This window comes from Streptosporangium sp. NPDC006013 (genome assembly GCF_040614275.1).
Taxonomy (GTDB): Bacteria; Actinomycetota; Actinomycetes; order Streptosporangiales; family Streptosporangiaceae; genus Streptosporangium.
Map to the genome: position 1 here is coordinate 15,489 of NZ_JBEXUE010000044.1, position 19,050 is coordinate 34,538.

Here is a 19,050-nt window from a genome sequence, read left to right on the forward strand (position 1 = left end):
CCTCGCTATCTTAATGATCTTGATCACTGGGGGGATTCGTAGGTTTCGATGACCCGTGAGTCGTCACGTGTCGAAAGGCCGGCGTCGGCGGCCTGCTGGTAGCGGGCTTTGGCGACGTCGAGGAGGGGGGTCTGTGCCCCGGCCGCCCGCGCGGCCTCGTACACGAGGCCGCTGTCCTTGACGAAGATGTTGATCGTGCTGGTGACGTCGACGTCGGTGCCCCGCAGCATGCGCGGCCCGCGGTCGGAGAGCATCCATGATCCGGCGGCTCCCCGCTCCACGAGGGAGAGGACCTTCTCCTTGTCCAGCCCGAGCGCGGACGCGAGAGCGAGGGCTTCGGCCGCCGCCACGATGTGGACCGAGCAGAGGTGCTGGTTGACCACCTTGATGGCCTGACCGTCACCGAGCGCGTCCCCGACCGCCTGGACCGTTCCAAATCTGTCGAGGACGGGACGGGCGGCCTCGATGTCGGTGGCCGGGCCCGAGGCGAACAGGGTGAGCTCACCGGTCCGGGCCCTGGCCACCCCGCCGGTGACCGGCACGTCGACCACGACCGCGCCGGCCGCCTGTAGCCGGGCGCCCTGCTCGCGCACCGCCTCCGGGCCCACCGTGCTCATCACGATCCAGCGCTGACCGGTCACATCCACTGCCAGCGCCTCGGTGACAAGGGCTTCGAGCTGCGCCGGAGTGGCGACCATGACGACCACGAACTCGGTCTTGGGCGCTTCGGAGAAGCGGGAGACCGCCCGTACGCCGGCGGCCTCGGCCCGCTCGTGCGCGGCCGGTAGCGGGTCCACCCCGGTGACCGCGTAGCCGGCGGACACCAGTTGGGTCGCCATCGGCAGGCCGATGGCGCCGATACCGACGAAAACGACTGTTGGGTCGCTCATGGACATCCTTCTGTTCTGGGTGATCCGGCCCTGTTTCCGGGCATGGCATGGCCCACTGCCCGCGCGGGGGTGGCGTGTCGTTGTCGTGTGTGGGAGACCTAGGGCGAGTGCGTGAGGGAGGACCACACCTCGAAGTGCCTGCGCATCGCGATCCGCGCGCCCTCGCCGTCCCGTTCGCCGATGGCCTCGACGATTCCGTAGTGGACCGTGTCGATGACCCGGGTCTTGCCCGGGGTCAGGGGCTCGCGTTCCACCGCCAGCCGGCGGCGCTCGACGACCTCGCTGCGGAGCACGTGGCTGAGGCCGTCGTGGACAAGGTTGAAGACGGGGTTGTCGACGATCAGGAACAGCCGGTGGTGGAACTTCAGGTCCGCTTCGAGGGCGCGCTCGCCGTCGCCGTCGCCGCTGGCCTTGACCATCTCGTCAACGAGTTCACGCAGGGCGTCGACGTCGTCCGCGGTGGCCAGTCTCGCCGCCGCCTCGGCGACGGACACCTCCAGCATCTTCCGTGCCGACGCGAACTGTTCCTGGCTCAGGTGGCCGAGCTGGACGCCCAGATCGAAGTAGAGCTGGATGAAGCCCGCGTCCGGGGTGCTCAGGTAGGAACCCCGGCCCTGCGTGCGGTCCAGGAAGCCCAGCATCTCCAGCATCGACAACTGCTCGCGCAGGGAGCCCCGGCTGACTTCCAGGGAGGTCACCAGCTCGCGCTCCGTGGGCAGGCGCAGGCGGCCGGTGGCGGGCTCGGGACTCGCCTGCTCGGCAAGGCTCCGAACCAGGGCTGCCATATCCATGCCCATCCCCTCTCGCGACTCTTTGGTCGAACCAATTGCATTGAGGTTAAGGTGGCGTTGCTTCCAGGTCAACAGATTGGTCAAACCTATTTTCGGGCGAGGTGCTCTGAGGGAGAGGTGGGGCCGTCGGCTGCGACCCTCGCCAAGATCTCTGGGTCAACAGCGGTCTCCCCGCAACGTCGGCACCGGTGCTGACGGCAACCCGGAACAACGGACATCACCCGGAGAAGCCAGAAGGCCACCAAGGCCCCTGAGCTGGGACTTTGGCGGCCGTTTGACCTGGTCAGCCCATAGATGCCATGGGCGGTGGTGGACGATACAGGGATTGAACCTGTGACCTCTTCCGTGTCAGGGAAGCGCTCTCCCGCTGAGCTAATCGTCCGCATGGGGAAAGACCAGAGGTGGAGACGGGATTTGAACCCGTGTAGACGGCTTTGCAGGCCGTTGCCTCGCCTCTCGGCCACTCCACCGGAGTGAGAGCCCGAAGACCCTTCGAGCGGAAGACGGGATTCGAACCCGCGACCCTCACCTTGGCAAGGTGATGCTCTACCACTGAGCCACTTCCGCGTGTTTCCTCCGGGTTTTGCTCCCGGTGGCGACGAGAGAACTCTAGCGGGTTTTCCGCGCGGTTGCGTAACCGTGCGTTCAGCCGCCCGTCCGGTGGCCGTAGGGCGGGCGGCTCAGCCGGTCTGGTGGCGCAACTGGCGGACGACGGCGCGTTCTACCGCGGGCAGGGTGAGGAAGATCTCCAGGATGCGGGTGAGGCGGTGCACCTCGATGCGGTGGAAGGCGGGGCCGTCGGCGCGGGCCAGCAGGAAGGTCAGGGCCAGCGGGGGCAGCGGGGCGGCGATCACGTGCAGGCCGGAGTCGAGGGTGAAGGAAGTCGGGCGGGCGGGGGTCTCGGCGGGGAAGGGGACCTGCTCGGGAGCCCGCCAGCTGGAGTGGACGGTCACGCGAGGGATCTTCTCGGTCGCCGCCGCGGCCCAGTCGGCGCTGAACAGCACGGGCATGGAGTCGATCAGGGTGGCCAACGCCCGATCGCCGGCCGTGGTGATGTATTTGAGGATCTCCAGCTCCGGGTAGGTGCCCGGTGCCTCGCGCGTGCTCCAGACACCCTCGACCGTCACCTCCGGCACGCTCTCCAACCCCTCGACCAGGGTTTCCCTGGGAGCGGAGTCGGGCCAGTAGACGGTGATGTCGTCCAGCGCCCGGCCCTCGCCGCGCTCCAGGACGACCACCTGGGTGATGTCCGCGCCCGCGACGCCGAGGACGCGGGTGACCTTCCCCAGGGAGCCCGGCCGGTCGGGCAGTGCGATCCGCAGTCGCAGCAGCATCCGCGGCCTCCCATGTCACGTCGGGTTACACCAGGTACACCATATCCAGCGGATGATTCGTCCCGCTCGTCGCGGTGCGGTAGAAAAGCCAGGTGGAGTCGTTGAAACTGGGATCGCTGGAGGTGTGGCCGCCGGTCGTCCTCGCCCCGATGGCCGGGATAACCAACACGGCGTTCCGCGCCCTCTGCCGGGAACAGGGCGGCGGTCTGTTCGTCTGCGAAATGATCACGACGCGGGCGCTGGTGGAGCGTAGCCCGAAGACGTTGAAGATGATCCGGTTCGAGCCCGACGAGCGTCCCCGCAGCCTCCAGCTCTACGGGATCGACCCGGTGACGGTCGGCAGGGCCGTCCGCATGATCGCCGAGGAGGACCTGGCCGATCACGTCGATCTCAACTTCGGCTGCCCGGTGCCCAAGGTGACCCGCAAGGGCGGCGGCTCCGCCCTGCCGTACAAGCGGAACCTGCTCCGGGCGATCCTGCGTGAGGCGGTGCGCAACGCCGGGACGCTGCCGGTGACCATGAAGATGCGCAAGGGCATCGACGACGACCACCTGACCTATCTGGACGCCGGGCGGATCGCCGTGGAGGAGGGCGTCTCCGCGATCGCGCTGCACGGCCGCACCGCGATCCAGCACTACGGCGGAACCGCCGACTGGGAGGCGATCGCGCGGCTCAAGGAGAGCGTGCCGGAGATCCCGGTGCTCGGTAACGGCGACATCTGGAGCGCCGACGACGCGCGCCGCATGATGGACGAGACCGGGTGCGACGGCGTCGTCGTCGGCCGGGGATGCCTGGGGCGCCCGTGGCTCTTCGCCGACCTGGCGGCCATGTGCGAGGGCGGCGACGAGCGGCGCCGTCCCCGGCTGGGCGAGGTCGCCGCGACCATGGACCGGCACGCCACCCTGCTGACCGAGTGCTTCGAGAGCGAGCCGCACGCCGTGGCCGACTTCCGCAAGCACGTCGGCTGGTATCTCAAGGGTTTCACCGTCGGCTCCGCCCTCCGTCGCCGCCTGGCCACCTCCGAGACCCTGGCCGGCCTGCGGGAGGGGCTCGCCGAACTCGACGCCGGCCAGCCCTGGCCCGAGGGCGTGGACGTCCCCCGGGGCAAGACCAATCCGCGCGACCGCGTTCACCTGCCCGCCGGCTGGCTCGACGACCCGTACGACCTCGCGGTCCCCTGCGCCGACGCCGAGACCGACACCTCGGGCGGCTGATCCGCGGTTCCCCGCGTGCCGTTGGCCGGTCGCCATCGGTAGAGCCGTGCGCCCCGGTCCTGCCGCCTGACGCTCGCTTCCCCGCGCCGTTGGGGCAGAGGTCTCCCGCGAGGACGGGCGTGACGCGAATGTGACCCGTTCTGACAGACGAGAGTCAACCTTCTCGGTAATCTGCAGTCGAATATCGCGGCTCACACGTGGAGACGACGGTTGACGAGCACCACATCAGCGGATGAGTTGATCGCGGAGTTCGACGCGGAACGGCCCGCCCGGCGGCTTTCCGGCCGGGTGGCGCAGGCCGTCACGCTGGTCGCCCTCGGCCTGTCGCTGTACGTCCTTTACCGCGCGTTCCGGCCCGGCCCCGTTCTCCCGTACCGGATGCTCTTCCTCGCGGTCGTGCTGCCGCTCACCTTCGTCTGTTACAAGCCGGGGCGGCGGGGCACCGACCGGCCGGGCGCCGGCGACTGGGCGCTCGCCGCGCTGGCGCTCGTGGTCTGCCTCTACCCGCTGGCGGTCTTCGACGACTTCATCCGGCGCGCCTTCGAGCCGACGACCCTCGACGTGGTGGCCGGGGCGGTCATCGTCCTGCTGGTGCTCGAAGCCTGCCGGCGCACCGTCGGCTGGATACTGCCCGCGGTCTGCGTCGGGTTCGCCGCCTACGCCTACTACGGCGGCTACCTGCCCTTCGACTGGGTCGTCGGGCACCGCGGCTACGACATCGACCGGATCGTCGTCTCGTTCGTGATGGGCACCGACGGCGTGTACGGCGTGCCGCTCGACGTGGCGGCCACCTACATCATCCTGTTCACCGTCTACGGCGCCGTCCTCGACCACTCCGGGGCGGGAAAGTTCTTCGTGGACGTCTCACTGGCCGCGTTCCGCCGCTCGCGCTCGGCGCCGGGCCGCACGGTCACCCTCGCCGGATTCCTGCTCGGCACGGTCAGCGGTTCCGGCGTCGCGACGACGGTGAGCGTGGGCAGCGTCGCCTGGCCGATTCTGCGCCGGGCCGGATACCCGCCCGAGCAGGGTGGGGGAGTGCTCGCGGCGGCGGGCATCGGAGCGATCCTGTCGCCCCCGACTCTCGGCGCCGCGGCGTTCATCATCGCCGAGTACATGCGCGTGAGCTACCTGACGGTGCTGCTCTACGCCACCATTCCCACCGTCCTGTACTACCTGGGCATCTTCCTGGCCATCGAGATGGACGCCCGCAGGTACGGGACGCGGGCGGTCGAGGTGGACGCGCCGAGCCTCTGGCCACTGGTCAGGCGGTTCGGTTACCACTTCAGCTCGCTGTTCGTGATCGTCATCCTGATGGCGCTCGGCCAGTCGCCGTTCCGCGCCGTGGTGTACGCCACGCTGCTCGCCCTGGTGCTCTCCTTCCTCGACTCCGAGCACGCCCTGACCCCCGGCAGGGCGGCGAGGGCTCTGGCCGCGGGGGCGACCGGGGTGCTGCCGGTCGCGGCGACCTGCGCCGCCGCCGGGCTGATCGTCGCCGTCGTCACGCTCACCGGGCTGGGCCTCAAGGCGAGTTCCCTGATCGTCGGCGCCTCGGGCGGGATCCTCGCCGTCACCGCGCTGCTGTGCGCGGTCGCGGTGCTCGTGCTCGGTCTGGCGGTGCCGGTGACCGCGTCGTTCGTCATCGCCGCGGTCGTCATCGGGCCCGCGCTGACGGATCTCGGTGTCAGCCAGGCCGAGGCCTACATGTTCATCTTCTACTACGCGGTGCTGTCGGAGGTCAGCCCGCCCACGGCGCTGTCGGCCTTCGCGGCCTCGGCCATCACCGGGGGCAACGCCTACCGGACCATGATGACCACCTGGAAGTACACCCTTCCCGCATTCCTGGTGCCTTTCGCCTTCGTGCTGACCCCTGGCGGGGCCGGGCTGCTGGCCCAGGGCACGTTCGGGGAGATCCTGGCGGCCACGACGGTCTCGGCGGTGGCGGTCGCCGCGCTGGCCGCCGCCACCGGCGGGCGGCTGCTCGGTCCGGCGGGGCCGGTCGAGCGGGTGCTGTGCGCGGTGGCGGCGATCCTGCTGCTGTTCCTGTCGCCCCTGCCCGTGCTCGCCGGAGCGGTGGTCCTGATCGTGGTCGTCTCCCTCCATCTGGTGACACGCGAACGAGAGGCAGAGCATTGACAGTCAGACGCGGGACCGCCGTCCTGCTGGCGGCGGGGCTGCTGTTCCTGGCCGGCTGTGGCGGAGACAGGTCGGCCGACCAGGCCGTGGGCAAGAGGCTGTCGATCGCCACCGGCAACACCACGGGCGTCTACTACGTCCTCGGCGGGGGCCTGGCCGACCAGATCGGCAAGAACATCCCCGGCTATCAGGCCACGGCCGAGGCGACCGGCGCCTCGGTGGAGAACATCCAGCGGGTCGTCAGGGGCGACTCCGACATCGCCTTCACCCTGGCCGACTCCGCCGCCGACGCCGTCACGGGCAAGGGCGCCTTCACCACGCCCCAGCCGATCCGCGCCGTCGCCCGCCTCTACGACAACCATACGCAGGTGGTCGCCACCACCGGCTCCGGCGTGAAGTCCGTCGCCGACCTCAGGGGCAAGCGGGTCTCCACCGGATCGCCCAACTCCGGCACCGAGGTGATCGCGCTACGCCTGCTGAAGGCGGCCGGTCTCGACCCGGAGGAGGACGTCACCCGCCAGTCGCTGGGACTGCCGGAGAGCGTGCAGGCGCTCAAGGACGGCGATCTCGACGCCCTGGTCTGGTCGGGTGGCCTGCCGACACCGGGCATCACCGATCTGCTGACCTCGCTCAGGGGCCAGGTCGCCTTCGTGCCGCTGGACGGGGTGCTGCCCGCGATGCGCGCCGAGCACGGCTCGGCGTACGCCCCGGGCACGATCGCCAAGGACGTCTACGACACCCCCTCGGACGTGTCGACCATCTCGGTGCCCAACCTGCTCGTGGTGCACGAGAAGATGGACCCCGCCCTGGTGGAGAGCCTGACGAGGCTGCTCTTCGAGCGCAGAGCGGAGCTGGAGAAGATCCACCCCGTGGCCAGGGAGATCAGCCGCGACAACGCGCGGAAGACCGAGCCGGTGCCCCTGCACGACGGCGCGAGAAAGTACTACGGCTGATTCAGGCCTCGACGGAGCCGCCGCTGCGCCAGTAGAAGTTGTTCTCCCTGCTGAGCATGCCCTCGTCGACCAGGTAACGGCGTAGCGCCGCGTAGTCGTCGTGGAAGGCGCGCAGCGCGACGTTGACCTCCTTCTCCGGGTAGCGGGTCCCCGGCTCGAAGACCTGGGCCACGTAGTCGAGCACGACCAACTGCTTGTCCCGCTTGCTGGGGATCGCCCGCAGCCGCCCCTCGACGAGGAAGGAGCGCAGCACCTTCTCCTCGGGAGAGACCGGGGGCGCGGGCTTGGCCGTGGTGTGCAGCAGCTCGCGGAACCGCTCGCGCCGCACCTGCCACTCGCCGCCCTCACTCCGCACGGCGAGCCCGCCGCGTTCCAGGCGGTCCAATGCGCGCCTGACCGCCTCCCTGTCGAGGCCGGACTCCTCCTCGGGCTTGCCGCCCAGTGCCAGAGTCGCCAGCACCCGCAGTGTGTCCTCCTGGTAGAGCAGGCCGAGCACCTGCCTGATCGCTTCGTCGCTCATCCCGCCATTCTTGTCGGTCCCGCCTGATATTTCTGCGCCATGGACAGCCGGGGAGTGAGCCCGGAGGAGTTCCTGCGGATGGCGCCGGCCTACCCGCCCTCCGCCCGGAGGTCGTCAGAGGCGGTTCAGGCCGATGACGTGGACCACGGCGCGGCCCTCCTCGTCGGAGGCGGCCAGGTCGACCTGGGCGTCGATGCCCCAGTCGCCGTCGCCGGCCGGGTCGGAGACGACCTGGCGGACCCGCCAGAACTCCTTCTCCTCCTCGATGCGGAGCAGGCCGGGGCCCCGGGCGTCCGGGCCGGTGCCGATCTCCTCGTGGTCCTCGTAGTAGGCGTCGAGCGCGGCGCCCCAGTCGACGTCGGGGGCCAGTTGCTCCAGCTCCTGCTCGTTCTCCAGAGCGGCCAGTTCGATCAGGCGGAACATCGCGTTGCGGACCAGCACGCGGAACGCGCGGGTGTTGGCGGTGACCGGCTTGGTGCTCTCCTCCAGGGAGGGCGCCTCCAGCTCCCCGGTCGGATTCTGCAGCTGCTCCCACTCGTCCAGAAGGCTGGAGTCGACCTGCCGGACCAGTTCGCCGAGCCACTCGATGAGGTCGACCAGGTCCTCGGTCTTGAGGTGCTCGGGGATGGTCCGCGACAGGGTGCGGTAGGCGTCGGCGAGATAGCGAAGGACCGTGCCCTCGGACCGGGTCAGCTCGTAGAACTGCACGTAGTCGGCGAAGGTCATCGCCCGCTCGTACATGTCGCGGATGACGCTCTTGGGACTCACCGTGTAGTCGCCCACCCAGGGGTGGCCGCGCCGGTAGGTCTCGTACGCGCCCAGCAGCATGTCGGCCAGCGGCATCGGATAGGTCACTTCGTTGAGGAGCTCCATCCGCTCCTCGTACTCGATGCCGTCGGCCTTCATCTGCGCCACCGCCTCGCCGCGCGCCTTGTTGAGCTGCGCGGACAGGATCTGGCGGGGGTCGTCGAGAATCGATTCGATGATCGAGACCATGTCCAGGGCGTAGTTCGGCGCCTGGATGTCGAGCAGTTCGAGGGTGGCCAGCGCGAAGGTGGAGAGCGCCTGGTTCAGCGCGAAGTCCTCCTGCAGGTCAACGGTCAGGCGGGCCATCCGGCCGTGCTCGTCGGGCTCGTCCAGCTTCTCCACCACGCCGCCGGCCAGCAGCGACCGGTAGATCGCGATGGCCTGGCTGATGTGCCGCCGCTGCCACTTGCGGTCCTCGTGGTTGTCGGTGAGCAGGTGGCGCATGGCCGCGTAGCAGTCGCCGGGCCGGTTGATCACCGCGAGGAGCATGGCGTTGCTGACCTTGAACCGGGAGTTCAGCGGCTCCGGTTCGGCGCTCTGCAGCTTCTCGAAGGTCTCCTCGCTCCAGCCCACGAAGCCCTCCGGGGGCTTCTTGCGGGCGAACCCGCGCCGCCTCTTGGGGTCGTCGCCGATCTTGGCCAGTGCCTTCTCGTTCTCCACCACGTGGTCGGGGGCCTGGCAGACGACGTAGCCGATGGTGTCGAATCCGGCCCGTCCGGCCCGCCCGGCGATCTGATGGAACTCGCGGGCGCGCAGCCGCCGCACCCTGTTGCCGTCGTACTTCGACAGCGCGGTGAAGAGCACGGTCCTGATCGGGACGTTGACGCCGACGCCGAGCGTGTCGGTGCCGCAGATGACCTTCAGCAGGCCCGCCTGGGCGAGCCGCTCCACCAGGCGGCGGTACTTCGGGAGCATCCCGGCGTGGTGTACGCCGATGCCGTGCCGCACCAGGCGGGAGAGCGCCTTGCCGAACCGGGTGGTGAACCGGAAGTTGCCGATCATGGAGGCGATCGCCTCCTTCTCGGCCTTGGTCGACATGTTGATGCTCATCAGCGCCTGTGCCCGCTCCATGGCCGAGGCCTGGGTGAAGTGGACGACGTAGACCGGGTACTGGTTGGTGGTGAGCATCTCCTCCAGCGTCTCGTGGAGGGGGGTCATCCGGTAGGAGTAGACCAGCGGGACCGGGCGCTCGGTGTTCTTCACCACCGCGGTGGGCCTGCCGGTTCGCCGGGTGAGGTCCTCCTCGAACCTGGTGACGTCGCCCAGTGTCGCCGACATCAGGATGAACTGAACGTTCGGCAGCTCCAGGAGTGGCACCTGCCAGGCCCAACCGCGGTCGGGCTCGGAGTAGAAGTGGAACTCGTCCATCACCACCTGGCCGATGTCGGCCTGGGCGCCGTCGCGCAGCGCGACGTTGGCGAGGATCTCCGCGGTGCAGCAGATGATCGGCGCCCCGGGGTTCACGCTCGCGTCGCCGGTCATCATCCCGACGTTCTCGGTGCCGAAGACCTCGCACAGGTCGAAGAACTTCTCGGACACCAGTGCCTTGATCGGGGCGGTGTAGAAGGTGCGGACGTCCTTGGTCAGCGCGGTGAAGTGGGCTCCGGCGGCGACCAGGCTCTTGCCCGAGCCGGTTGGGGTGGCCAGGATCAGGTTGTTTCCCGAGACCACCTCGATCAGCGCCTCCTCCTGCGCGGGGTAGAGGGTCAGCCCTCGCTCGGAGTTCCATTCGACGAAGGCGTCGAAGATGGCATCGGGATCGGCGTCGATCTCTTCTGGCAGGCGGTCTACAAGGCTCACAGTCCAATACTGCCGAAGAACTTGTGGTGGTCGAACCGGCTGCGGCAATGGATGACATTACATTTCGCGTAAAGTGTGTAACATTATGTAGTTATGATCACTTTTTTTGGCGTAAACAGCTACTAAAAGGACTTGGCGTCGGCTGGAGCGCCGGAGCCGTCAGACGTGCCGCGGGTGATCCGAGGCCGGACGCGGCCCGGGAACGCCCGACCGTGAGGCGGGTGAGGTGCGAAAGGACGGGCCGGTGAGCGCCAGGCCCGCCACGATCGCGCCCGCCCCGAGCAGGGGCGCCGTCCCCGGGACGAAGCCGATCGCGGTGAGCGTGAGCAGCCCCAGTCCCACCAGCACGGTGGCCACGACGATCCTGGCCATCCCCCCGGTGTACGGCCTGCCCGAGGGGGGCGTCTCGAACCGCGCGAGCCCCCGCAGCAGCGGCCACATCGCCAGGGTGAGCATGAGCAGCCAGTGCGGCCAGCCGGAGACCCAGGCCGAGGTGCCCGGCTCGGGGGTGGAGACTCCCAGGCCCACCACGACCATCGAGACGATGACGAACAGCGCGCTCATGTGCCACAGATAGAGGGTCATCATCCGGCCGCCGGCCCAGCCGAGCGCCCTCGACACCCCGGGCCACTCCGCGAATGAGACGATCCAGCGGCGCAGCGCCAGCGCCAGCCCGATCTGGCCGACCCCGACCGAGAGCAGCGCGAGCGTGGGCGGTGCCATGTTGGAGACGGCGGCACCCGGCATCCCGATCATGCTGAGCGGGTAGGGGCCGAAGGTCACCAGCGCCGCGGCCAGACCGTACCCGGCCAGCGCCAGGATCCAGGGGCGGCCCAGCCGCCCGTCGGCGTACAGGAAGCCGAGCTGGTGCACCGCCAGCCAGATCAGCACGATGTTGGGGAGACCTGCCACCTCCAGGCCGCTGGTGAAGCGCAGGAGATCCACCGCCACCGCCCCCGCCGCCAGCGCGGCCGGCACCCGCCAGCCGTACGCCATGTTGAGCCTGAGCATCGGCGGGGTCAACGCCACCGCGACAAGATAGATCACCAGGAACCAGAGAAGCTGTCCGGCCAGCCGCGAGGCGGTCATGACCGGCTGCTCCGGCACGCCGAGCGTCAGGAGCAGATGGGGGAGGGGCAGCCAGACCGCCGCCAGTGGCACCACCGGCCAGGCCAGGCGGCGCAGGCGCGTCGCCAGCCAGGCGGGAGTGGCGTCACCGCGCCGTACGGCGGCGCGCCTGCTGATCGCGCCCGCCGCGCCCCCGGCGAAGAAGACCAGCGGCATCACCTGACTGATCCACGTGATCATCCAGCCGTTCCCGGTGGCCAGCGCGTTGCCGGTGGTGATCCGGCCGTCGGCGAAGGAGAGCACCGGAATGCTCCAGTGCTGGAGCACCACCAGGGCCATGCCGAACACGCGGAGCACGTCGATGAACGGGTCGCGACCGGCGGGCGCCGGTGCCGTGCGGGCTGCCGGACGCGTTGCCGGGCTGGGGATCACGGCGGTCAAAGGGGTCTCGATTCTCGGGGAGGGGGAGCGAAAACCTCAGGAAAGGCTGTGTGAAAAGCCTCCCGCCGGGACCGCCTCGGCGCAGTGACGTATGCATCAGTCTTCTCGCCGGATCCCCCCACCACCGAAGGTAGTGCTGGCCCCACCCCGACAAACGGGTGTGCAGGGTCGCCTGCGGTGGTCCGGCCTCATAGCGTTGACGGCATGAGAACCCTTCTCAGCCGCATCGGCACCGACACCCGCTACCTGCTCGTGGGTTTCCCCCTCTCCGTCATCTGGTTCGTCATCATGGTGGCCGGTTTCGCCGCAGGGACAGGCCTGGCCGTGGTGTTCGTGGGCCTGCCCATCCTGGCGACGACACTCCTGGTCGCCCGGGGCCTCGCGGACGTCGAGCGACGCTGGCTGCCCGAGGTGCTCGGCCGCCCCGTCGCCAGGCCGAGGTACCGGCCCGCTCCGCAGAGCGCCGGATGGTTCCGCAGGATGATCAATCCGTTGACCAACGGCCAGTCCTGGCTCGACCTGCTCTACGGCATCGTGGCCTTCCCGATCTCCATCGTGACCTTCGTCTTCACGGTGGTCTGGTGGGCCGGGACGATCCTCGGCCTCACCTACCCGCTCTACGGGTGGATCGTCTACGCCATCCCTGGCAACGACGGCGGGCTCGGCCTGCTCCTCGGCCTGGGCGGCGGTCTCTGGGTCGAGGTGGTGATCAACACCGTCATCGGCGTGTTGTTCGCGATCACTCTCTCGCCGGTCGTGCGGGGCGCGGCGCTCGTCCAGGCCGGGCTCGGCAGGGCCATGCTGACCGGGGTGGCCGAGCTGCACGATCGCATCGACGACCTGGCCGAGGGCCGGGCCGCCGCGGTGTCGGCCGAGGCCAACGCGCTGCGCCGGCTGGAGCGTGACATCCATGACGGGCCGCAGCAGCGCCTGGTCTCCCTGGCCATGGACCTGTCACGGGCACAGCGCCAGCTCAAGCGCGATCCGGCGGGAGTCGAGCAGATGCTCGGCCAGGCCATCACCTCCACCCGCGAGACGCTGGACGAGCTGCGTGCCCTCTCGCGCGGCATCGCCCCCCCGATCCTCAGCGACCGCGGCCTGGCCCCCGCGCTCGCCGCGCTCGCCGGGCGCTGCACCGTCCCCGTCGAGCTGGACGTCCAGGTGGAGGGGCGATTCCCCGCCGCCGTGGAGAACAGCGTCTACTTCGTCGTCGCGGAGTCCCTCACCAACGTCGCCAAGCACAGCCACGCCACGATCTGCACCGTGACGCTGACCAGGACGGGTGACTTCCTGATGCTGACAATCGGGGATGATGGGGTCGGCGGCGCACATGTCGCCAAGGGGCATGGCCTGTCCGGTCTCGGTGACCGCCTGAAGGCGGTCGACGGCGAGCTGGTGGTCGATTCACCCGTCGGCGGGCCGACGGTCATAGTGGCGGAGGTTCCGTGCGGGTAGTCGTGGCCGATGACGCGGTGCTCATCAGGGAGGGCCTGATCAGGCTCCTGGAGGAGTTCGGCTGCCAGGTGGTCGCCGCGGTGGGGGACGGTGACCGGCTGGTGGCCGCCGTCGCCGAGCACAGGCCCGACGTCTCGGTGGTGGACGTGCGGATGCCGCCCGGCTTCACGGACGAGGGGCTGCGGGCGGCGGTGGAGGCGCGCCGGAGGGTGCCGGGCGCGCCGGTGCTGATCCTGTCCCAGTACGTGGAGGTCTCCTATGCCGACGACCTGCTCGCCGACGCCAGGGGCGCGGTGGGATACCTGCTCAAGGACCGTGTCGTGGATGTGGACGACTTCATGGCGGGCCTGCGCACCGTCGCGTCCGGTGGCACGGTCTTCGACCCCCAGGTGGTGGCACAGCTGATGGTGCGGCGCCGTCGTGACGACCCTCTCGCCCAGCTCACCCCGCGCGAGCGCGAGGTGCTCGGCCTGATGGCCGAGGGCAGATCCAACCCCGCCATCGGCCGTCAGCTGGTGATCAGCGACGGGGCCGTGGAGAAGCACATCCGCAGCATCTTCGCCAAGCTCGGCCTGTACGCCGAGGACGGCGACCAGCATCGCCGCGTCCTCGCGGTCCTGGCCTACCTGCGTTCCTGACCTCGCCGGTCCCGCCCGGCGCAGCTCGGCGTCGGTACGGTCACGTCGGATGCCCGCTCGACAGGCTCCGGGCACGCGACCGGGGTCCGGCCCGTGACCGTCGCCCATGACTCGGGCCCGGCCACCTGCCATCGGACGACGGTCAGTTCGTCCGTTCCGGACATCCGTTGGCGACGAGCCACGCCACCGGCACTTCCGGGGACGTCCGGGAGCGTCGGGACGTATCCGCCGACCAGGTGGTGCCGCTGCCCCCTGCCCGCCGGCTGGAACGCCGCGACAGCCGGGCCGCCGTCCACCGTGCGTGCTGTTACTCGATCGTGACTTGACGCCCTCCGTTGCGCGCGAGTTACATTCCTCTAACTCCGTAAACGTTTTCAGTAAGTCATCAAGGTCATCGTAATCGTTTACAGAAAGGCGTGGTCTCTGTGAGCGACGGGCCGACGATCACCACGATCGCGGAGCGGGCGGGCGTCTCGATCGCCTCGGTCTCCCGCGTCCTCAACGGTTTGCCGACCCGTGAGAACACCGTGCGCCGGGTGCTCAGCGCGGCTGAGGAACTGGGGTACGTCCCCAACTCGGTGGCCCGGTCGCTGAAGTCGCGCCGGACCAACCAGGTGGCCTTCGCGATGGCGGACATCGGCAACCCGGTCTACCTGGCGATGGTCCGTGAGATCCAGCCGGTGCTGAAGGCCGCCGGATACCGTCTCGTGCTGCACTCCACGGACGCGGACGTCGCCGACGAGATCGACGTGCTCCGCAGCCTCGGCGAGCGCTACGTGGACGGGCTGATCATGATCCCGCTCAGGGTGAGTGAGGCGCATCTGAAGGCCGTCGAGGCGGCCCGCGCCCCCGTCGTCATCATCGGCTCGGTGCCGGACGGCACGCGGGTGGACAACATCCGCACCGACTCCCGCACCGGCGTACGGCTGGCGCTGGACCACCTCCACTCCCTGGGACGCCGCCGGATCGGGTTCGTCAACGGCCCGTTGGACACGGTCCCCGGTTCGGCCCGGTCCACCGCTTACGCCGAGGCGCTCACCGCCCTCGGCCTGCCGTATGACGAGAACCTGGTGGAGATCGGTGACTTCTACCGCGCCGAGGGCGCGGCCGCGGTGAGCCGGTTGCTGGCCAGGGCACCCGACCTGGACGCGATCATGTGCGCCAACGATCTGATCGCGCTCGGCGCCCTGGACGTCCTGCGCCGGACCGGCCGCCGGGTGCCCGAGGACGTGGCGGTGGCCGGCATGGACGACATCGACATGGCCGCGGTCGCCTGGCCCGCCCTGACCAGCGTCTCCCTCGGCTCGGCCGAGCGGGGCAGGGCGGCGGCGGAACTGCTTCTGGACCGGCTGGGCAACGGCGAGCGGGAGCCCAGAGTGGTCACCGTGCCGCCCCGCCTGGTGGTCAGGGCCTCGACCACAGGAGAGGAGACGCCGTGACCCTCACCGCCGACCGGCCGGTCAGGACGGCGAGCCCGAGGAAACCCCGGAAGGGCGGGCGGCAGGGGCGTGAGGCGCTGCTGCTGATGCTGCCCGCGCTGGTGCCCGTGCTGGTGTTCAGCGTGGGGCCGCTGCTCTACGGGATCTTCCTGGCGTTCACCGACGCGCGCTCCGGGCGTAACTCGGTCACCTCGTTCGTCGGGCTGTCGAACTTCGGAGACCTGCTCTCCGACGGGGACTTCTGGGCGTCGTTCCGGATCGGGATGATCTGGGCGGTCTCGGTGACGGTGCTGCAGTTCCTGGCCTCGCTGGGGCTGGCCCTGCTGCTCAACCAGGATCTGCGGTTCCGGGGGTTCGCCCGGGTACTGGCCATGGTGCCGTGGGCGATGCCGCCGGTGGTCATCGGGCTGATGTGGCGGCTGGTCTACCATCCGGACGCCGGGATCCTCAACAGCATGCTGGGCACCGAGATCGACTGGCTCAACGACTTCTCCATCGCGCTGCCCGCGGTGATCGTCGTCGGGATCTGGACCGGTATGCCGCAGACCACGGTGGTGCTGCTGGCCGGGCTGCAGAGCGTCCCCAAGGAGCTGTACGAGGCGGTCGAGGTGGACGGCGCGGGTGTCTGGCGCAGGTTCTGGAACATCACGCTGCCCCAGCTCCGCCCGGTCATCGTGGCCATCACCTCACTGGACTTCGTCTGGAACATCAACCAGTTCGGGCTGGTCTACGTTCTCACGCAGGGCGGCCCGGGAGGCCAGACCCGCCTGCCCATGCTGTTCGCCTACGAGGAGGCCTTCCGCTACGGCTTCTTCGGCTACGCGGCCACCCTGGGCGTGGCGATCGTGATCGTCGTGCTGGCCGTGCTGGGCGCCTACCTCTGGCGGCAGATGCGGGAGGCGAGCTGACATGGGCAAGGCGTTGCGTTATCTGGCCCTGGCCGGTTACCTCGTCTTCCTGGCGTTCCCGCTGGTCTGGCTGCTGTCCACGGCACTGAAGACGCCGCAGGAGATGGCGAGCCTGGACCCGACGTGGATCCCGCGCTCACCGACGCTGACCAACTTCGCCGACGCCTTCGCCGAGCAGGACCTGGTCGGCAGCGGGGTGCGCAGCCTCGTCGTCGCGGTGGCCAGCGCGGTGCTCACCGTGATCCTGGCGCTGCCCGCCGCCTACGCGCTGGCTCGGTACCGTTCGATGGTCAACCGAATCGCGATCGGATGGGTGCTGGTCAGCCAGGTCTTCCCGTTCATCCTGATCATCATCCCGCTGTTCATGGTGCTGCGCAGGCTGGACCTGGTGAACACGCTGCCCGGCCTGACCGTTGTGCACGTCACCTTCACGCTGCCGTTCGCGCTGTGGATGCTCCAGGGATACGTGCGTGCCGTACCGCGTGAGCTGGAGGAGGCCGCCGCGGTGGACGGGGCCGGGCGGGTGCGGTCGCTGCTGAGCGTCGTCGCCCCGCTGCTGGCCCCCGGCGTGGTCGCGACCCTGCTGTTCTCGTTCATCTCCTCCTGGAACGAGTTCCTGTTCGCCTTGATCGTCCTCAAGGACCCGGATGTGGCGACCCTGCCGCTGACGCTGGTGAAGTTCACCGGCGCGGAGGGGGTCGTGCGCCTCGGGCCGCTCGCCGCAGCCTCGCTTCTGGCGACGATCCCGAGCCTGGTGTTCTTCGCATTCATCCAGCGACGGCTGAAGTCCGGCCTGATGGCCGGGGCCGTCAAGGGATAGCCCCACCCCCCGATAGGAGAAGTCATATGCGCATGAGGGTCGTGCTGGCCGCAGGCCTCCTCGTTCTGGCCGCCGGATGCGGTTCGGAATCGCCCGCGGCCGCCCCCGATGAGCCGGTGACGATCAAATTCCAGAGCCTCGCCTGGCAGAAGGAGTCGATCGCCGCCAACAAGCAGCTCGTCGAGGAGTGGAACAAGGCCAACCCCAAGATCCAGGTCGAGTACATCCAGGGAAGCTGGGACAACGTCAACGACCAGCTCGTCACCTCCTTCGAGGCGGGCGACCCCCCGGACGTCATCCATGACGACTCCCCGGCCCTGGCCGGCTTCGCCAATCGCGGCTACCTGCTGGACCTCAAGGACAAGGTTCCGGCCGAGCTGAAGGGCGACATCCCGCAGAGCGCCTGGGACACCGTCACCTTCGGCGACGGCAAGGGCGGGGAGGGCGTGTACGGCGTGCCGTTCCTGCAGGAGTCGCAGGTCATCATCGGAAACAAGAAGCTGCTCGACAAGGCCGGCGTGCGGATCCCGGCCCCGGACAGCCCGTGGACATGGGACGAGTTCGCCGAGATCTCCAAGAAGCTCACCAAGGGTGACGCCTACGGCGTCGCCTGGCCGATGAAGTCGCCGGTCAACAAGGTGCTCAACCTCGCCCTGAACTTCGGCGGCACCTTCTTCCAGACCGACGCCGGCGGCAAGACGACGGTCAAGGTCGGTGCCGAGGAGCGTGAGGTGCTCCAGCGCATCCACGACCAGCTCCACAAGGACAGGTCCGCCGACCCGTCCACGCTCGGTATGGGCTCGGCCGAGCCGCTGCCCGGTTTCTACGCCGGCAAGTACGCGATGCTGCCCGCCGCTGTCTACCTGCGCCAGCAGGTCGTGGAGCAGGCGCCGGACGGCTTCGAGTGGATCACCATCCCGCCGCTGAAGGGTGTCACCGCCGAGCAGGGCGCCGTCTCGCAGACGCTGTCGGTCGCCGCGGACAGCAAGTATCCCGAGCAGTCGCTGAAGTTCATCTCCTTCTTCCTCAACGGCTCCAACCAGGTCAAGCTCGCCAAGGGCGACTGGCTGTTGCCGACCTCCGTCAAGGCCGCGGGCGACCCCGCCATGACGACCGAGGAGAACGGCTGGAACGTGGCGACCGCATCGGTCAAGAACCTCGTGGTCGCGCCGTTCCTGAAGGTCAACGGCTTCGACGAGTGGAAGAGCAAGGTGGCCACGCCGGCCCTGCAGCAGTACTTCGCCAACAAGATCACCCTCGACGAGACGGCGAAGAAGCTGGTCGACGAGGGCAACAAGGTGCTGGAGCGGTACAACCAGTGACGTTGACACATCGGGGGCGCGCCCGGGGGTGTCTGCTCGGCCTCGCGGCCGGCGACGCCCTCGGGCGGCCGGCGGAGAACCTCTCGCCCGAACAGATCGCCGCCCGCTGGGGGAGGCTGACCGAGATCGACGGCGGCGGCACCGACGACACCGAGTACACCATCTTCGCGGCCTCCCTGCTCATACGGCACGGGCACGCGCTGACCTCCCAGGACGTCGTCCAGGCCTACCAGCAGGAGATCATCCCGCTGATCGACGGGCCGATGAAGGGCGCGGGCTTCTCCGAGCTCGGCGCGATCCAGGCACTCCGGCAGGGACTCCGGCCACCGCTGACCGGCCAGTGGCACCGCCACGGCTGGTCGGACGGCCTGGCCATGCGCGCCGCACCGTACGGGATCTTCGCCGCGGGTGACCCCGGCGAGGCCTCCGCCACGACCCGGGCCAGGTCCTCGGTCGCGAACCCGCGCAGGTCGGCGACCGCTTCGGGGGTCAGCGCCGTGCCGAACAGGTCGAGGAA

The 19,050-nt window shown here is 69.4% G+C and carries 16 protein-coding genes and 3 tRNA genes; 10 read left to right on the forward strand and 9 right to left on the reverse strand.

What is annotated here, in order from left to right:
• Positions 1 to 23: 23 nt before the first annotated feature.
• The 6 genes from ABZ260_RS09880 to ABZ260_RS09905 all read right to left on the reverse strand — a co-directional run bounded on the left by ABZ260_RS09880 (position 24) and on the right by ABZ260_RS09905 (position 3,015).
• The gene (locus tag ABZ260_RS09880) at positions 24 to 890 is read right to left on the reverse strand and encodes an NAD(P)-dependent oxidoreductase (RefSeq protein ID WP_355615153.1); all 867 of its coding nucleotides are present in this window, start codon (positions 888 to 890) and stop codon (positions 24 to 26) included.
• A 98-nt stretch (positions 891 to 988) separates the two neighbouring features.
• Positions 989 to 1,675, reverse strand: a complete 687-nt coding sequence (locus ABZ260_RS09885; protein ID WP_355615156.1) for an FCD domain-containing protein — start codon at positions 1,673 to 1,675, stop codon at positions 989 to 991.
• A gap of 313 nt (positions 1,676 to 1,988) precedes the next feature.
• Positions 1,989 to 2,063, reverse strand: a tRNA-Val gene (locus tag ABZ260_RS09890).
• 17 nt (positions 2,064 to 2,080) lie between these two features.
• Positions 2,081 to 2,151, reverse strand: a tRNA-Cys gene (locus tag ABZ260_RS09895).
• Between the two features lie 25 nt (positions 2,152 to 2,176).
• Positions 2,177 to 2,248, reverse strand: a tRNA-Gly gene (locus tag ABZ260_RS09900).
• A gap of 113 nt (positions 2,249 to 2,361) precedes the next feature.
• On the reverse strand, positions 2,362 to 3,015 hold the full coding sequence (locus tag ABZ260_RS09905) for an amino acid-binding protein (protein ID WP_355615159.1): 654 nt from the start codon (positions 3,013 to 3,015) through the stop codon (positions 2,362 to 2,364).
• Positions 3,016 to 3,107: 92 nt separating this feature from the next.
• On the opposite strand from ABZ260_RS09905, the gene dusB reads away from it, so the two are divergent.
• From dusB to ABZ260_RS09920, 3 genes are all read left to right on the forward strand, one after another.
• Positions 3,108 to 4,229: a tRNA dihydrouridine synthase DusB gene (dusB, locus tag ABZ260_RS09910; protein ID WP_355615162.1), complete on the forward strand. Its 1,122-nt coding sequence runs from the start codon at positions 3,108 to 3,110 to the stop codon at positions 4,227 to 4,229.
• Positions 4,230 to 4,439: 210 nt separating this feature from the next.
• Complete coding sequence (locus ABZ260_RS09915) at positions 4,440 to 6,362, forward strand: TRAP transporter fused permease subunit (RefSeq protein WP_355615165.1); 1,923 nt, start codon at positions 4,440 to 4,442, stop codon at positions 6,360 to 6,362.
• Complete coding sequence (locus ABZ260_RS09920) at positions 6,359 to 7,315, forward strand: TAXI family TRAP transporter solute-binding subunit (protein WP_355615168.1); 957 nt, start codon at positions 6,359 to 6,361, stop codon at positions 7,313 to 7,315. Before ABZ260_RS09915 ends, ABZ260_RS09920 begins: the two co-directional genes overlap by 4 nt.
• A gap of 1 nt (position 7,316) precedes the next feature.
• Here the strand turns inward: ABZ260_RS09920 and ABZ260_RS09925 are convergent, their stop codons facing one another.
• The 3 genes from ABZ260_RS09925 to ABZ260_RS09935 all read right to left on the reverse strand — a co-directional run bounded on the left by ABZ260_RS09925 (position 7,317) and on the right by ABZ260_RS09935 (position 11,942).
• The gene (locus tag ABZ260_RS09925; protein ID WP_355615171.1) at positions 7,317 to 7,835 is read right to left on the reverse strand and encodes a DUF2087 domain-containing protein; all 519 of its coding nucleotides are present in this window, start codon (positions 7,833 to 7,835) and stop codon (positions 7,317 to 7,319) included.
• 114 nt (positions 7,836 to 7,949) lie between these two features.
• Positions 7,950 to 10,442: a DUF3516 domain-containing protein gene (locus ABZ260_RS09930; protein WP_355615174.1), complete on the reverse strand. Its 2,493-nt coding sequence runs from the start codon at positions 10,440 to 10,442 to the stop codon at positions 7,950 to 7,952.
• Positions 10,443 to 10,601: 159 nt separating this feature from the next.
• Positions 10,602 to 11,942 carry an acyltransferase family protein gene (locus ABZ260_RS09935; protein ID WP_355615198.1) on the reverse strand — a complete coding sequence of 447 codons (1,341 nt, stop codon included), beginning with the start codon at positions 11,940 to 11,942 and terminating at the stop codon, positions 10,602 to 10,604.
• 213 nt (positions 11,943 to 12,155) lie between these two features.
• Here ABZ260_RS09935 and ABZ260_RS09940 point away from each other — a divergent pair, with 213 nt between their 5' ends.
• The 7 genes from ABZ260_RS09940 to ABZ260_RS09970 all read left to right on the forward strand — a co-directional run.
• Entirely contained in the window at positions 12,156 to 13,406 is a 1,251-nt protein-coding gene (locus tag ABZ260_RS09940; RefSeq protein ID WP_355615177.1) for a sensor domain-containing protein, read from the forward strand.
• Positions 13,397 to 14,044, forward strand: a complete 648-nt coding sequence (locus tag ABZ260_RS09945; RefSeq protein WP_355548456.1) for a response regulator transcription factor — start codon at positions 13,397 to 13,399, stop codon at positions 14,042 to 14,044. Before ABZ260_RS09940 ends, ABZ260_RS09945 begins: the two co-directional genes overlap by 10 nt.
• Before the next feature lie 425 nt (positions 14,045 to 14,469).
• Complete coding sequence (locus ABZ260_RS09950; protein WP_355615180.1) at positions 14,470 to 15,483, forward strand: LacI family DNA-binding transcriptional regulator; 1,014 nt, start codon at positions 14,470 to 14,472, stop codon at positions 15,481 to 15,483.
• Positions 15,480 to 16,391: a sugar ABC transporter permease gene (locus tag ABZ260_RS09955; RefSeq protein ID WP_355615183.1), complete on the forward strand. Its 912-nt coding sequence runs from the start codon at positions 15,480 to 15,482 to the stop codon at positions 16,389 to 16,391. Before ABZ260_RS09950 ends, ABZ260_RS09955 begins: the two co-directional genes overlap by 4 nt.
• A gap of 1 nt (position 16,392) precedes the next feature.
• Complete coding sequence (locus ABZ260_RS09960) at positions 16,393 to 17,211, forward strand: carbohydrate ABC transporter permease (protein WP_355615186.1); 819 nt, start codon at positions 16,393 to 16,395, stop codon at positions 17,209 to 17,211.
• A gap of 26 nt (positions 17,212 to 17,237) precedes the next feature.
• Positions 17,238 to 18,533, forward strand: coding sequence for a sugar ABC transporter substrate-binding protein (locus ABZ260_RS09965; protein ID WP_355615189.1), 1,296 nt, complete (start codon positions 17,238 to 17,240; stop codon positions 18,531 to 18,533).
• Positions 18,530 to 19,050 (forward strand): ADP-ribosylglycohydrolase family protein (locus tag ABZ260_RS09970; RefSeq protein ID WP_355615192.1); only part of this gene is annotated, 521 nt, incomplete at its 3' end. The genes ABZ260_RS09965 and ABZ260_RS09970, both read left to right, overlap by 4 nt.